Consider the following 15,340-nt stretch of genomic DNA (forward strand, 5'->3'; position numbering starts at 1 on the left):
TTCGTAGTAGCGAGAATGTTTTTTTGATAAAAAAGTACAGTTCTTGCTGCATGGAATTTGGTATGATGACCTCATAGCCAATCCACATAGATAGGGGGCAAAAGGACTTGAAATGCAGAGCGGTGAAATCGTTCAAAGCGCCATTGATTATATCGAAGATCATCTGACGGAATCACTGACACTTGAGGGGATTGCCGGCGTGGCGGCCATGTCGCTGCCCAATTTATACCGTTTGTTTCATAGCCTGACGGGACACCCCATTAAGGAATACATACGTAAACGCAGAATCAACGAAGCCGCCAACTGCTTGCGGGATAGCGACTTGCCGACCATCGATATCGGGTACCGCTGCGGATTTGAGTCGTATCCGACATTCATTAAAACCTTCAAGAGACTCACGGGACAGACTCCAGGACAATATCGAAGATCCCAGGTGGTTTACAGCTTCGAACGGATGAATCTGAAAGAGCATGTAAGCTATTTGGAAGAGCGGGCCTTATCAGAACGATTTCCTGAAGTAAGGGTTATCCGTCTGAATCCTCTGCAAGGGATCGGCCATCTATTCGTTTCCGAGTATGAGGAGGGTATAGAGACCGCTGCGATCGATCATTTTCGCGAACGATTGTCATCACACCGTATCGATCTCAATGGGCTGAGGCTTTTTGGTTGGAACGTGGACATGGATGGTGAAACCAAGCCCTTCGGTTATCAACTGCTGGCTGTAGGCTCGATGGAACAAGCCGAGATCATGAAGCATTCGGAGCTTTATTCCATGACGCTTGACGGCGGATTGTATGCAGTGGCCCGAACGCCGTCGGTAGCGGAAGACATTATTCAAAACACCTGGAACCGTTTGTTCTCCGAGTGGCTGCCCCGCAGTGTGTTTGAGCAAGGAAAGCATGGGTTCATTGAAGAATATGCGCTGAACCGGGATCAAATCGTTCGGATGAAGCTTTATCTTCCGGTGGAACGAAGCAAGCTGGTGAAACCTATTGAAATCGTGCAGTTGTCTTCGCTTAAGGTGATGCGCTTTCGAAGGACGGGTATAGATTGCGTCAAACAAGCGGATGAAGCTTCCATTGCCTGGTTATGCCGTAATGGATTGATGGAAGATTCGCGAATCCGCGTATTCATGCACTGTGACGGTGGACTGCTGGACGAATGCTCTGCTTATGAGGTTTATATAGCTCCTCCTGAGGATTTTCTTCCTTCCAGTGAAGAAGCAGATCTACAAGTTGAGCTGGAAGGCGGATTGTATGCCTGTCTGGAGTCAGGTGCCGCTGGCACGATGACAGGTGTACTTGAAAGAGTGGATCGATGGCTCGATATGTCAACCGAGTATAGGCCGGATCCAGGACGCTTTTGGTATGCGAGTTATTTGCCTAAAGAAGAGGAGGATCACGGGATGATCAGAGTGAAGTGTTATGTTCCTGTTCAAATCATGTCATGAGCATAAGAATGGAGGGAGTTCATGGGCCGATTGCCTATCGAAAGAGTGCAGCCGGAAGGGTATCGTCCGTTTACGACGCCACGCGTGTTAAAAATGATACATGGAGGCAAAAAGATGAGCGAACAAGTGCGTGATAATCACAACCATGCAGAGGTAAGTCCGATTAAGAACAAAGTGGGCAGCATATTCATCCCGGTTCGGGATATCGAAAGGTCGCGCAGCTGGTACTGCCGTGTACTCGGAATAGCGGAAGATGATTGCCAGGTGATGAATGGTCATTTATGCCCATTGCCCATGGAAGGAACGGGCGTGATTCTGGATACCATGCCGAAGTGGGGAGGAGATCAGCCGGGGGGAGCCCCATCTATCGATACTCCAGCGTTCATGCTGCTAACAGAGGATCTGGAAGGATCGTTAGCGTACATGAAAAAGCTCGGAGTGGAACTCGTGACGGAAATTGAACATCATCATTGGTTCGTCATAAAGGATCCCGATGGAAACAAACTTATGATATGTCGTGAATAATTAACCCCTTTTTGAAGCCATACATGAGATCACGATTTACGTAAAAAAGGGTACATCGAGCTTGGGAATGTTCCATTCACTGAAAAAAACATTGGTGGTAGTAAAAGGTAGATATTGAAGGGACTCTAGGCCGGGGCTTGCACCGGCTTTTTTGATAGGATAGGAACTATGGAATACTGATATAAATGTAAAAAAATATAAATTGAGGTTGATAGTGGTATATAATGAACCTATAATGGAAATATAAGCGCATTATTTTACGTAATGTCCTCGAACAACAAGTGGATTTACCATCATAGATTGGTTGCATGGCAAATCATAGAGAACGAGAAAGAGAGGTGACACGAAGCTTAGTAGACGGTTCGCTAGAAGAACAGCTATGAGGTGCACAGGTATCCATGAAGCCTTTAATTCGATCATAATTAGGAGGGAACATGATGCTAAGAAAAGGAATAAGTGTCGTTATACTGTTCAGTCTTCTGGTCGTTCTAATGCCTGTCAACAAAGTCAATGCCGCACCGAACTGGAATTTGGTATGGAGTGACGAGTTCAATGGGACCTCGCTCAACAGAGCCAATTGGACACCGGAAATCGGTACCGGCAGCGGCGGATGGGGAAACAATGAGCTGCAGTATTATACCGACCGGGCACAGAATGTTCAGGTAACTGGCGGTAACCTTGTCATTACAGCGCAGAAGGAATCCTACGGCGGGATGAATTACACTTCTGCCCGGATCAAAACCCAGGATTTGAAGAGCTTTACTTACGGGAAAGTAGAGGCGCGGATCAAGCTGCCATCGGGTCAAGGTCTATGGCCGGCGTTCTGGATGCTGGGAAGCAATATCAGTTCGATCGGCTGGCCGAAAAGCGGAGAAATTGACATTATGGAACGGGTAAACCATAATCCTTACGTGAATGGTACCGTACACTGGGATGCAGGAGGGCATGCCGAATATGGACGAGTATCCGGCAATTTGGATTTCTCCCAGTTCCATGTCTACAGCATAGAGTGGGATTCCAAATATATTCGTTGGTTTGTAGACGGTCAGCAGTTCAATGAATTCTATATTGAGAATGGAACCGGCAATACCGAGGAATTCCAGCGCCCGTTCTTTCTATTATTGAATTTGGCAGTCGGCGGAAATTGGCCTGGAAGTCCGAACAATTCCACGCCGTTCCCATCGCAGATGCTGGTGGATTATGTACGCGTGTATCAAGACAGTGGTGCATCGAACGTGATCAGTGATGGGATTTACACGATCGCTTCCAAGGCGAGCGGCAAAGTGATGGATGTTGTGGATGTCTCCATGGCAAGGGGAGCCAAGATTCAGCAGTGGACCAACTACGTTGCCAATAATCAAAGATTCAGGGTAGAAAGCACCGGAGACGGGTACTACAAGCTCACAGCCGTGCACAGCGGAAAGGTTCTTGATGTGCCGAATTCGTCCACAGCCACCGGCGTTCAGCTGCAGCAATGGGACGATAATGGATCGAATGCGCAGCGATGGAGAATCGTTGATGTTGGCGGAGGCTATTACAAACTTGTGTCCAAAGTAAGCGGACTGGCAGTCGATGTAGCCAGTGCGTCCACAGCAGATGGGGCGGTTGTCCAGCAGTGGACGGATAATGGTACGGATGCGCAGAAATGGATGTTCACCAAAATTAACTAAACTTGGACAAGCAGCTCCGTAAGGGGCTGCTTGTTTGGTTATGAAGAAGGTTGGCTTATTCCTGTTCCGGCTGACGAGCTGCATGCCCGTTTGGTATAATGGATGGAAAAATCCGGAGGAATCAGGAAACATGCAACCAGTTCTTTTTACGAACGGAAATCTCTTTTTACCCCATAGCGCTTCAACAGCGGATTCGATATTTGTGGAAGACGGAATCATTCGTGCTATTGGAAGCGCAGCCGACCTGCGACTTCAGCTGGCGGATCGGAAGTATCGAACGGTGGATTGGGATGGCGCCTTCGTTTTACCTGGCCTGGTCGATGCGCATATGCATCTCGGTATGCATGGACTGAAGCTTGGCATGCTTGATTTCACTGAGGCGACCTCTAAGGAAGAGATGCTGGCTATGCTTAGGGAAAGGGTCGCGGTTACGCAGCCTGGCGAGTGGATCATGGGGTTGAACTGGAATGAACATAACTTTCCAGACCGTCAGATTCCGAGCATGCAGGAACTCGACGACATGACAACGGAACATCCAGTCTATCTAACCAGGACCTGCTTCCATGCTTACCTGGGTAATTCGGAAGCCTTCCGAAGAGCGGGTGTTACATCAGACACGCCAGATCCGGAGTCCGGCGCTTTCGGCCGGGATGCCGATGGCCGGTTAAACGGCCGCATTTACGAGAATGCATCGATACCTTTTGCCATGGTGCAGCCGGAGCCTGATCCCGCCAGCCTGAAATTAGCGATGCTGGAGGCGTGCCGTGATGCGCTGCGTTTAGGCCTTACGGCAGCTCATACGGAGGATCTCCGTTTGCTTGGAAGTGTGGAAGCAATGCAGCGGATTCATAGAGAGCTAAGAGAGGAGGGACTGCGCTTTCGTACCCATCAGCTGATGTTTCATGGTTATCTTGATGAAATGAAAGAGCTGGGCCTTAAGCCGGGCAGCGGCAACGATTGGAACCGTATTGGGGCCGTCAAATTATTCGCGGACGGGGCGGTTGGCGGAAGAACGGCGCTGCTGAAGGATCCTTACCATGATGCGCCTCATACTAGGGGGCTGGCTATGCATACTTTAGAGGAGCTAAGGGAAATCGTTGGCAGAGCGCGTCATCTGGGCTTTCCCGTTGCTTTTCATGCGATTGGGGACGGCGCGGCAGCGTTGATGACGGATGTGCTTGAACTTTATCCATTAAGCCGGGATTCGAAACTTCCGGACCGATTTATCCATGCCCAAATTGTACACCCGGATACGGTGAAGCGAATGAGTAAGCTGAATCTGGCCGTTGACCTGCAGCCCCGGTTTGTAGCCAGCGATTTCCCTTGGGTGTTGGAGCGTGTGGGCCCTGATCGGACAAGCTATTTGTATGCGTGGAAGAAGTGGCTGCGCTCCGGACTGCCTTGTTCCGGAGGAAGCGATGCTCCCATAGAGCCGCTAAGCCCGCTGCTCGGGATTCATGCTGCAATGACGAGACGGAAGCCGGATGAGAGACATGATGGATATATGCCGGAAGAAAAGCTGAGCTTAACGGAAGCGATTGAATTGTTTACGATCGGTGGTGCCAAGGCGGCCGGAGAATCAGGGCAGCGGGGAACGATAGCAATAGGGAAATATGCTGATTTTACCGTTGTGGATCGTTGCTTGCATGATGCTATGGATCCGGATGAACTGCTGAAGACGAAGATCAGAATGACGATTGTGAACGGGGAAATCGGTTATACGCAGTAACTTATCCAATCGAGCAGTCCAGCAAAGGACTTGCTCGATTTGTATTTATGGATGATTTTTAATGACACAGAGATGGGTTATCGACTTGAGCCTTACTTGACGACATGGTATATTGTGAAGTTGCCGGCAAAATCGTCGTACAGCATGAGGGGATGATCTTAAGCAAAACGTTAGTGGAGATTAGAGAACATGTGGGTTATCCGGATAAACATTCAAACCATGGGATATAACGGCTACATCGTTGGTTAGTGTGAAAAACAGGCGCAATTGCGTCGTTGTTTCATATATTTAAAGAGACTGAAGAGTCGAAGAAGGGAGGAAGCCAATGAACTTAAAATGGAAGACATATCTCCCGCTGTTATGGATCCTGGCCATTCCTGTGCTTAACATTTTTTATGGGATATTGAACCATGCACATACGCCGGTAAAAAGCTTAATGACGGATCTTGACTCTGCAATTCCGTTTGTACCGATATTCATTATACCGTATCTGGTATGGTACCCTTTTATCATTATTATGCTGTTTCTGTTCTGTTCCAGAGACCGAAATGTATATTATCGAACACTATTGACCCAGTGTATTGGACTCATCGCGTGTTACATTATCTTTTTCTTGTTCCAGACGACGGTAGAGCGGCCGCTGCTTGTAGGCACAGGGGTTCTTGACCGGTTGGTAAATCTGGTGTACAGCACCGACAATCCGTACAACTGTTTCCCAAGCATCCATGTTCTGACCAGCTACTTGATGATAAAAGGGGCAGCAGCTAGTGCAGGCTTTACGAATTCGTGAAACAACATGTCCTGCTGGACGTGGCGGGTGCCATCGCACTAGTTGAGATTTTGTGGTTTGGGGTAGGGAAATTATCTATAGGACACCGTGCTAAAAACCGGGGAGTTATCGTCCACGGGGAGAATATGTAGGAGCAATGAAAGTCCGGATAGACCGAAAGCCGTTTAACTTGCAAGCATTGTGTACGAAATCGAACGATAAAAGCCGCGTTTATAGGAAAAAATGTCATCATCATGTTACAGGAGAAGCCATAAGAATGATTCGGAACACCGAAAAGCTCATCAGAGATTTCAAGAACAATCCCAGGATGGATGGAACGATTCTGGCATCATACTGCCGGATCACTTCCCTGTATGGTGACCGGAATGACGCAGCCGCCTTATTCCGACTGTTTGCAGAGGAGCCTTCCGATTACAAGCGTTCCCTGCTGCTTGATCCGATTATGAGATGCGGAGATCAGGAGCTGGCAGAGGATATAGCGCGTGTTTGTTTTGATGGGAAGAAACTTAAGGAGAACATGCCTGGCGAGATTTTGCATGTTCTCGGGTACTTGGACTATGACCGCATGATGGATTATATGGTGGCGTGCATAACCGCAATTGATTGGTATTTATCGAAAGCTGCCTGTATCGGCTTGATGCATCTCCCTTGCGAGCGTTATGGCGAGATATTCGCTGATGAGATGGAGCGGGTTTACGGACAACCGCTTTTTCCCGAATTTCTCCCGGCGCTATGTTTCAAATTCACCGATGCCCGGATGGTTCCCCGTCTTATGGAGTGGGGGGAGCAGGCCTCTACGGATTGCAATGCGGGATTGATCCTGGGCATCGCTGCATTTGGCCGATCGCAACAGGCGAAGGTCCGACGTATTTTGATGGAACCGAAATGGGAGATGGATGCAACCGGAACCGGAAGTCACTGGTGGGGCTACATGTCCATGCAAATGTCCGAAGTGACGTTCAGTCAGCTTATTTCGGATATGAAGGATAGGATGCCGCTGGATTTACATAAAAATGAGACGTTAGAGGTAGAGGCGTTCATTGTTCACAGCCTGCAGGTGCTGCATGATTTGATGGAAGTGAAGCTGAGTGATGATCTTCATCCTCTCCGTTTTGCTGCGACGAATAATGAGCGGTTCTCCGATCTCTACGCGCAGTTGTTTCAATGGAGCAACGAGTATGAAGATGATTCCATGATAGGCCGGATCCAACATGTTTTGGGATACGATCACCCGATGGTGAATCAATACATAGTATTAAGAACGAGGATGGAAATGGCGATCCGCCGGGAAATGGAACTGGAGGCACTGCGACTTCAGCCATAAAATGGTTCCGACAGGTGTGCATCGATGGAACAGCTCATGAAATCAGCCGAGTTTTCCGAAAATTTAATAAATAAGGTTTACCGCCGAAATGGTTTTATATATAATAATCATAACAAATGCGATGAAGAGACGAGTAAATAAACGAATTCTTGTACAGAGAGCTCCGGCAGCTGAAAAGGGGCAAAGCGTTCTTTATTGAAAAAAGACTCAGAGCAGCACATGGAACCCTCATTGAGAGGCGGATGGTGTGCCAGGAGCTCCTGTTATAGAGCTAGAGTATCTGCATTACCGTGTAATGCCGTACTCGATGAGGCGAATATGGTGACATATTGGCAAATTTGGGGTGGTACCGCGAGTATAACAATCTCGTCCCTAAGACTTATGGTCTTGGGGGTGGGATTTTTTTGTTATATCAAAAGAAATATGATGGTTCAAGGTAGGGTACCTACACGAATCACACCGGATTGAATAGTTATCTAGAAGAAGCTCATTTACTGCATGCTTTTGTCCGTACGGTAGATCAAAGTCGATGTATGGGAAACATGACGCCACTATTGAAAGGATATGAGTAACGAATGTCTGAAAAACTTAAAGTCGGTATTGTCGGTGGAACGGGTATGGTCGGTCAACGTTTTATGCAACTGCTGGATGGGCATCCATGGTTCGAAGTCACTTCCATTTCTGCCAGCAAAAACTCAGCCGGCAAAACGTATGAAGAGTCGGTTCAGGGCCGCTGGAAGCTTGCCACGCCAATTCCCGAGCAGGTGAAGGGCATTATTGTGCAGGATGCTTCGCAAGTGGAACAGGTAGCTGCAGAGGTTGATTTTGTATTTTGTGCGGTTGATATGAAGAAGAATGAGATACAGGCATTGGAAGAAGCTTATGCCAAAACGGGGACGCCCGTCATTTCCAACAATTCCGCCCATCGCTGGACGCCTGACGTTCCGATGGTCATTCCGGAAATTAATCCGGGTCATATTGACGTGATTGCCGCGCAGCGCAAACGTCTGGGAACGACAACCGGCTTCATTGCCGTGAAGCCGAATTGCTCCATTCAGAGTTATGTACCGGCGCTTCACGCTTTGCTTGATTACAAACCTACCCAGGTTGTTGCCTCCACCTATCAGGCGATTTCCGGTGCAGGTAAGAACTTCACCGATTGGCCGGATATGCTGGACAATGTGATACCGTATATCGGCGGGGAGGAAGAGAAGAGCGAGCAAGAGCCGCTGCGCATTTGGGGCAGCATCGTGAACGGTGAGATCGTGAAAGCCCAATCGCCATTGATTACGACGCAATGCATTCGCGTACCCGTAACCGATGGCCACTTAGCTACCGTATTTGCATCGTTCGAGAACAAGCCTTCGAAGGATGAAATTCTGGACCGCTGGCAGCAATTTAAGGGAAGACCGCAAGAGCTGAATCTTCCAAGCGCACCGAAGCAGTTCATTACGTATTTCGAGGAAGAGAATCGCCCGCAGACGAAACTGGACCGTGACATCGAGCGCGGCATGGGCGTATCGGTGGGCAGATTGCGCGAGGATTCCCTCTACGATTATAAATTCGTAGGACTCTCGCATAATACGCTGCGCGGCGCGGCTGGCGGAGCTGTTCTGATCGCTGAACTGCTGAAAGCCGAAGGTTACATTCAAGCGAAATAATAACTATACTCATTAAGAAAAAGGCGACTGCTTGATGCAGTCGCCTTTTTGTGGTTATTGTTCAAGGTTCGTACATTGACGAAGTTCGTGTGTATCGTATATAGTGTAATTCGCGCTTCAATGCAAAAAAGCAAAGAAGCCGAAAAGCATAAAAGCGAAAAAGTTCATCTATATAGACAAGTGGATGGGAAGAAGCCCTGTCACGACCAAGTATAAGGAGTCTTAGCAACATGGAACGACATCTCAGTTTCTCAAAAAGCATCATTCTTATTGTGTTTATACTGGCAGTACTGTTTGTCTCTATCTTTATTCTTAAGGCAGAGCCGCATATACCGCTTCTGGCAACGACTGTGGGTATCGCCTCCTTGCTGCGGTTGTTCGGGTTTTCCTGGAAACATCTAGAATCCGCAATCATTCAAGGCATTCAAACGGCGATTATGCCGATTCTCATCCTTTCGCTCATCGGCATTCTGATTGCGGTATGGATGATGAGCGGCACCGTCCCGACCATTTTATACTATGGAATGGATTATATTGAACCGCATTATTTTGCCGTGAGTGCGTTATACGTGACCATCGTGGTGTCGATGTTTACCGGAAGCTCTTTCACGACGGTCAGTACGGTTGGCGTTGCCTTCATGGGGATTGCTGTAACGACCGGGATTTCTCCGGCACTGGCAGCAGGAGCGGTGATCTGCGGAGCTTGCTTTGGGGATAAAATGTCGCCGCTGTCCGACACAACGAACTTTGCTCCGGCGGTCGCCGGCATATCCTTGTTCACTCACATTGGCAACATGATCTACACTACGGTGCCGGCCCTGATCGTGACAACGATCTTTTTCCTGCTGGCACCAACGGCGAGTAGCCTGGATTTAACATCGATAATTCAAATCAAGGCTGCGCTGAATGACGGATTCCATATTCATTGGCTAACGTTGCTATCGCCGCTTGCGGTCATTGCCTGTTCCGTCAAGCGGATTCCGATCCTCCCTACACTCATTGTCGGCATTGTTACCGGACTCATCGTAACGGCCTTCGTTCAGCAGCAGACGGCAGTCGATGTCTGGTTCCGCGTCATGCAGGGCGGTTACAAGAGCACGATCGCCAACAAGACCGTTGCTTCCATTGTCAACCGCGGCGGATTGCAATCGATGATGGGGTCCGTATCCCTGATATTGATTGCGTTATCCTTGGGAGGGCTGCTTCAGCATTGCGGCGTCATTGAAGCCTTCTTCCGCAAAGTCATGCAGCCGCTGAAGCGGAAGAGCAGTATCGTTCTGATGACCGGGGCGTCTGCGATTGCGGTCAACGGCATGACAGGTGAGCAGTATTTATCGATCCTTTTGCCTGGTCAAATGTTCAAGGAGGAATATGTCCGCCGAGATCTTCCGGCGAAGACGTTGTCCCGTACATTGGAGGATTGCGGTACGCTTGTTAACCCGCTGATTCCATGGGGGGTAAGCGGTGCCTTCTTCGCTGCTACACTTGGAATTCCGGTCATTGAATATGCGCCGTATGCAACTTTCTTGTGGTTAAGCCCGTTCTTTACATTTGCCTATGCCTTGATACCGCGATTACAGCGGAACTCGCTGGGCAGGAAGATTTAAGGATAACCGAATAGACATGGATCCTCAGTTTGACCTTGCCTCCCGGATAGGGGAGACAGGGTCTTTTTGATTAAAGCGATTTAGACCCAGCCTGTTCTTCGATACAACTGATATGATGGAAAGTGATGTGCAGCCAACTTCGCGCATTCATTCTTACCGGGAGGGGATATTAGCATGAACCATAGGGAAGATAACGAGCCAACCGCTGCGGCTCTGATGGAATTGCATGTTCGGGCGATGTTTACGCATGACGGGAATATGCGAATTTGCACCATTAACGAGCCTTGGCCGGGAGAGGAGCTAGCCCCGAGGTTTTTCATGGGTCGAACGATAGACGGCTCTTCGATCTGCAGGTTTCGTCATGATGTTCCCGAAAGAATTGCCGGGCAATTGAGGGCTTTGGTTGAAGATGAGCCGATCGTAACCGAAGGGGTTCAGACGAGGCCTAAACATTTTGCAGCTTATATGAACCACCTTCGTGCTGAGCACTATACGAGCGGACCTTGTTATCGGATACCTGATCAAACAACGCAGGCCAAACAGACGGTAAGGATCAACCCGGAAAAGATTCGCGAATATTCGCTCACCGGTTTTGAATGGCTGACGAACGAAATCGATTATGACCAGCCTTGTGTTGCGCTCATTCATGAGAATAGGGTGGTGTCGGTTTGCCGAAGCGTTCGGATTACAGAACGAGCTCACGAAGCTGGGCTTGAAACGTTAGAGGAATTTCGTGGAAGAGGTTATGCGGCTGCTGTTATTGCCGGATGGGCCATAGAGGTGCAAAAGATGGGCGCGCTGGCGTTGTACAGTACTTTATGGGAAAATAGCTCTTCCCGGAGAGTAGCAAATAAATTAGGGTTGTCCTATTACGGGGTTAACTTCACGATCAGATGACATGCTGGGCAGCGTAGACTCCTTACTGTATGAAGCCATAAAGAAATCCCTCAATAAAGTTGAGGGATGAAGTGAAGTACTCCATGATGATGTGAAATGATTAGCTCGAGCTGCCTCTTCTGTTCTTATAATAGCCATGACCTTGGTTGCCATGCCTGTGTTTGTAATCGGATGAGGAACCTTTACGACGCGAATAGCCATGACTGCTGCTGTATTTTCTTCCATAATTCTTCGCGGAACTGCTGTAACGCTTACGGCCATGACTATGGGATGTAGAGTGGAGAAGCTTATTCATGATCTTTCTTAACATGCGAAAACATCCTCCTTTCTTGTTCGTCATCATTCCATATAATTTAATCGGATCGTAACATAAATGAAACACCATAATCAAATTAAAGGCTGCCCTTCTTATCAGGAGGGGTAGTCTCTTGCATTAGCGAGCGACTGCAGCTCGTGCATGAACTGCAAAGAACTTGAGTAAGGTTCACTCAATTGCATCAAGCGTCTAATCATGTTCTGCAGTTCAATCGAGAGATGAAGTTCTTCCTGCCAGCTTCGCTCCACGGTTGCACCCCGGTTGTTGTGATCCGGTTCGTAGGTGGAATAGAGCATGAACAGCATAAAGTGACCGATGTCGCGGAGATCCTCGCTTTCCTTCGAGTCCTTATATTGAACAGAGGACGCCGAGCTGTCTGCCTTGAACTTTTTCCGTACAGGTGCTTGGAGCGGAGGGGGCTCACCAATCCTTCTCGCGAGTCCGAAATCAATAAGTTGGATCCTGCCATCCTTAAACAGTACGTTCGGAATCCGCAGATCAAGATGAACATAGCCTTGGTCGTGTATGTATCGGACCAGCTTCAGAAGCTGCAGCGTGATCTCGATGCATTCGACTTCTCCGTATTTCATGTCTTGTTCGAATATTAAATCTTCAAGCGTATCACCGTTCATATAAGACATGACCAGATAAGTATGGCGGTTGTCTGTGAAAAAATCCCGATATGCCGGAATTTGCGGATGTTGGAGAGAACGTAATATCGCTGCCTCACGGTTCAGCAATTCTTTGGCGTAATCGCCTTTGCTGGGTCTCGACTGTTTAACAGCCACCACGTTTCCGCTCTGTTGATCCCTGCATTTATAGATGATGCCGTAACTTCCTTCCCCAATCCTCTGTTGAACAGTGTAACGATTCCCCAGTACCATATTTTGTTCAGCCGGGTAATCCCGCCAAGCGTTTATAAAGGAGCTTAAGTATGAGAATAAGCGCATATCGATTCCAATCTCTCCCTTGGGTCCGTTTGATCTTCCGGAGCAAGTGCTATTCCTATTTATCGTACATGATAAGTTTAACTAAAGATAGTTCAGCTAACTGCCGGGGCTCAGTCGAGATTCATTCGATTGGAGGTTTTTAGTATGTCTGGTCTTCAATCTGAGTTGCGATCAGGTGTCCTTATTTTGCAAAAGCATGACCCTTTCATGCAAAGACTTGTTCGTTGCACTCTTGTAAAATTGGGCTCAAAGTTCGTGGTTAGCCATTTATGGTGGAAAGGGGCAGTGAAGCATGACAGCATCAATCAAAAGAGTTCATGTCGTATTTAAGACCCATCTGGACATCGGGTTTACCGATTTGGGAAAGAACGTAATCGAGCGGTATATGGAGCATTTCATCCCCCAGGCCTTGGAGCTGTCCGAACAGTTGGCTAACGAAGAGGGGAACGCAAAATTCATATGGACGACCGGCTCGTGGTTAATCCATGAATATCTGCAAACGTCTTCTCCTGAGATGCGGGCGCGCATGGAAAAAGCCATTGAGGAGGGGCGCATTGCTTGGCACGGGCTGCCGTTTACAACGCATACGGAAATCATGGATGCCCGGTTATTCGAATTCGGAATGTCCATTTCGGACGACTTGGATCGAAAGTACGGAAAGTCCACGATCGCCGCTAAAATGACGGATGTTCCGGGCCATACGCTTGCCATGGTCCCACTGCTGGCAGAACACGGCATACAATATTTGCATTTGGGCGTTAATATGGTATCCAAGAATCCCAAGGTGCCGGAAGTATTTGTATGGCGCGCTTCCGATGGCTCGGAGATCATCGTCCATTATGCGGATAGTTACGGTAAACCGTTTCACATGGAAGGGCTGGAAGATGCCTTGTATTTTGCCCATACCCATGATAACCATGGTCCATCCACGCTAGAGGAGATCCGTGCATTGTTTGAACAGTTGGAGCAGGATTATCCCGGGGCGGAAATCATGGCCTCGACACTTGATGCATTTGCCCAGCGACTGCGTACCGTCAAAGATCGATTGCCTGTCGTGAGTGAAGAAATTGGGGATTCGTGGATACACGGGATTGCCTCGGATCCTTGGAAAATCGCTCGCTACCGTGAATTGCTAAGGCTTCGGGATCGCTGGATCGAATCCGGTCAATTGGATAAGGACAGCGAGGCGTACGCTCGATTCTGCAACCGTCTGATGTTGATCCCCGAGCATACCTGGGGGTTGAACAATTCGGTCTATCTCGTCGATTATGTTAATTATTCCTCCTCGGATTTAGCCGCTGCAAGAGCACGGGATATCGTAGAAGACAATAAACGGAGAAAATACGATTACCTGTGCCAGCAGGCGAATGATATCAGGTCATACAGCCATTACGAGAGCTCTTGGCAGGAGCAGCGGGATTATCTTGAAGAGGCCGTTCAGTCGCTGCCGAAAGCGCTGGCAGCTGAAGCGAGAATGGAGCTGGATCGGATGAGTCAGCATGATACCGTCCAAGACTCGGAGCCGCTGCAGTACAAGCAGACGATTGAAACGAACGAGCATTACGAATTAGGGCAGTTTCAGGTAAGCTTTGCTGCCGACGGATCGATTAACCGATTGATGGATCGATCCGGGAAGGAATGGGCGAACGAGCATCAGAGGCTTGGCACTTATAGGTATGAAACCTTCAGCAAAGAAAACTACGACCGTTTCTTCAAGGAATACATGACCAATCTGGATATTCATCATGGCTGGGCGGACAATGATTTCGGCAAGCCGGGCATTGAATATGTCAAACCGCGGCCGGAGCATCGGCAGTATACGGCATCCTTGCGGACCCTGCATCTGGAGAGGTACGCCGATTATGATCTCGTAACTGCCGAACTGAAGCTGCCTGAGAATCTCGGCAAACAGTATGGAGCTCCACGCATACTGAACGCGATCTATACGTTCCATGCGAATGAGCCCGTCATTGAGGTAAGTCTAAGCTGGAGGGGCAAACCAGCATGCCGTCTTCCGGAAGCAAGCTGGTTATCGTTTGCGCCTCTTGTGGATAATCCTAACGCCTGGAAGATGGATAAGCTCGGACAACGTATATCTCCGTTATTCGTCGTAAAGGACGGCAACCGGAACATGCATGGAATCAACACGGGCCTATATTATGAGGGGGCGGACGGAACGGCGGCCATTGAAACCTTGGACGCGCCGCTTGTTTGTCCGGGAGAACCGCGGCTGCTGCAATTTGACAATACGTATGCTTCATTGACCGGAGGATTTCATTTCAATCTGCATAACAACGTATGGGGTACGAATTTCATGATGTGGTTCGAGGATGATATGAACTTTCGGTTCAGATTGAGCCTGCACTCTCATTCGTGAGTCATCTGATCATGAAACAAACCGAAAGATGTGAGTTTATAACT

12 protein-coding genes and 1 other annotated feature are annotated in these 15,340 nt (G+C 48.6%); of the genes, 10 read left to right on the forward strand and 2 right to left on the reverse strand.

The features are described 5' to 3' along the window. Positions 1–112: 112 nt before the first annotated feature. From ACPV3A_RS26765 to aac(2')-IIb, 9 genes are all read left to right on the forward strand, one after another. Positions 113–1,450, forward strand: a complete 1,338-nt coding sequence (locus tag ACPV3A_RS26765) for a helix-turn-helix domain-containing protein (protein ID WP_426202361.1) — start codon at positions 113–115, stop codon at positions 1,448–1,450. A 21-nt stretch (positions 1,451–1,471) separates the two neighbouring features. Continuing rightward, complete coding sequence (locus ACPV3A_RS26770; RefSeq protein WP_426202363.1) at positions 1,472–1,975, forward strand: VOC family protein; 504 nt, start codon at positions 1,472–1,474, stop codon at positions 1,973–1,975. 437 nt (positions 1,976–2,412) lie between these two features. Beyond that, the gene (locus tag ACPV3A_RS26775) at positions 2,413–3,645 is read left to right on the forward strand and encodes an RICIN domain-containing protein (protein ID WP_194544759.1); all 1,233 of its coding nucleotides are present in this window, start codon (positions 2,413–2,415) and stop codon (positions 3,643–3,645) included. A gap of 130 nt (positions 3,646–3,775) precedes the next feature. Beyond that, the gene (locus tag ACPV3A_RS26780; protein ID WP_426202365.1) at positions 3,776–5,374 is read left to right on the forward strand and encodes an amidohydrolase; all 1,599 of its coding nucleotides are present in this window, start codon (positions 3,776–3,778) and stop codon (positions 5,372–5,374) included. Between the two features lie 325 nt (positions 5,375–5,699). Continuing rightward, the gene (locus tag ACPV3A_RS26785; RefSeq protein WP_426202368.1) at positions 5,700–6,164 is read left to right on the forward strand and encodes a phosphatase PAP2 family protein; all 465 of its coding nucleotides are present in this window, start codon (positions 5,700–5,702) and stop codon (positions 6,162–6,164) included. Between the two features lie 256 nt (positions 6,165–6,420). Continuing rightward, entirely contained in the window at positions 6,421–7,488 is a 1,068-nt protein-coding gene (locus ACPV3A_RS26790) for a hypothetical protein (protein WP_339296361.1), read from the forward strand. A 112-nt stretch (positions 7,489–7,600) separates the two neighbouring features. After that, positions 7,601–7,865: a binding site (T-box leader), on the forward strand. 198 nt (positions 7,866–8,063) lie between these two features. Beyond that, positions 8,064–9,149, forward strand: a complete 1,086-nt coding sequence (gene asd, locus ACPV3A_RS26795) for an aspartate-semialdehyde dehydrogenase (RefSeq protein WP_426202370.1) — start codon at positions 8,064–8,066, stop codon at positions 9,147–9,149. Positions 9,150–9,379: 230 nt separating this feature from the next. Next, positions 9,380–10,756, forward strand: a complete 1,377-nt coding sequence (nhaC, locus tag ACPV3A_RS26800; RefSeq protein ID WP_426202372.1) for a Na+/H+ antiporter NhaC — start codon at positions 9,380–9,382, stop codon at positions 10,754–10,756. A gap of 174 nt (positions 10,757–10,930) precedes the next feature. Next, positions 10,931–11,653, forward strand: coding sequence for a kasugamycin N-acetyltransferase AAC(2')-IIb (aac(2')-IIb, locus tag ACPV3A_RS26805; RefSeq protein ID WP_426202375.1), 723 nt, complete (start codon positions 10,931–10,933; stop codon positions 11,651–11,653). Positions 11,654–11,753: 100 nt separating this feature from the next. Here aac(2')-IIb and ACPV3A_RS26810 read toward each other — a convergent pair whose 3' ends face one another. Then, positions 11,754–11,963, reverse strand: coding sequence for a hypothetical protein (locus ACPV3A_RS26810; protein ID WP_100539335.1), 210 nt, complete (start codon positions 11,961–11,963; stop codon positions 11,754–11,756). Positions 11,964–12,064: 101 nt separating this feature from the next. Next, on the reverse strand, positions 12,065–12,919 hold the full coding sequence (locus ACPV3A_RS26815; RefSeq protein WP_426202378.1) for a serine/threonine protein kinase: 855 nt from the start codon (positions 12,917–12,919) through the stop codon (positions 12,065–12,067). Between the two features lie 292 nt (positions 12,920–13,211). Between ACPV3A_RS26815 and ACPV3A_RS26820 the strand changes: the two genes are divergently transcribed. Then, entirely contained in the window at positions 13,212–15,296 is a 2,085-nt protein-coding gene (locus ACPV3A_RS26820; protein WP_426202380.1) for a DUF5054 domain-containing protein, read from the forward strand. The last annotated feature ends 44 nt before the right edge of the window (positions 15,297–15,340 follow it).

The sequence above is a fragment of the Paenibacillus sp. Dod16 genome (genome assembly GCF_049893405.1).
Lineage (GTDB): Bacteria > Bacillota > Bacilli > Paenibacillales > Paenibacillaceae > Paenibacillus_AQ.

Coding starts and splice junctions, on each gene's coding strand:
- ACPV3A_RS26765 (WP_426202361.1), top strand. CDS start 113: ATGCAGAGCGGTGAAATCGTTCAAAGCGCCATTGATTATATCGAAGAT.
- ACPV3A_RS26770 (WP_426202363.1), top strand. CDS start 1,472: ATGGGCCGATTGCCTATCGAAAGAGTGCAGCCGGAAGGGTATCGTCCG.
- ACPV3A_RS26775 (WP_194544759.1), top strand. CDS start 2,413: ATGCTAAGAAAAGGAATAAGTGTCGTTATACTGTTCAGTCTTCTGGTC.
- ACPV3A_RS26780 (WP_426202365.1), top strand. CDS start 3,776: ATGCAACCAGTTCTTTTTACGAACGGAAATCTCTTTTTACCCCATAGC.
- ACPV3A_RS26785 (WP_426202368.1), top strand. CDS start 5,700: ATGAACTTAAAATGGAAGACATATCTCCCGCTGTTATGGATCCTGGCC.
- ACPV3A_RS26790 (WP_339296361.1), top strand. CDS start 6,421: ATGATTCGGAACACCGAAAAGCTCATCAGAGATTTCAAGAACAATCCC.
- asd (WP_426202370.1), top strand. CDS start 8,064: ATGTCTGAAAAACTTAAAGTCGGTATTGTCGGTGGAACGGGTATGGTC.
- nhaC (WP_426202372.1), top strand. CDS start 9,380: ATGGAACGACATCTCAGTTTCTCAAAAAGCATCATTCTTATTGTGTTT.
- ACPV3A_RS26810 (WP_100539335.1), bottom strand. CDS start 11,963: ATGTTAAGAAAGATCATGAATAAGCTTCTCCACTCTACATCCCATAGT.
- ACPV3A_RS26815 (WP_426202378.1), bottom strand. CDS start 12,919: ATGCGCTTATTCTCATACTTAAGCTCCTTTATAAACGCTTGGCGGGAT.
- ACPV3A_RS26820 (WP_426202380.1), top strand. CDS start 13,212: ATGACAGCATCAATCAAAAGAGTTCATGTCGTATTTAAGACCCATCTG.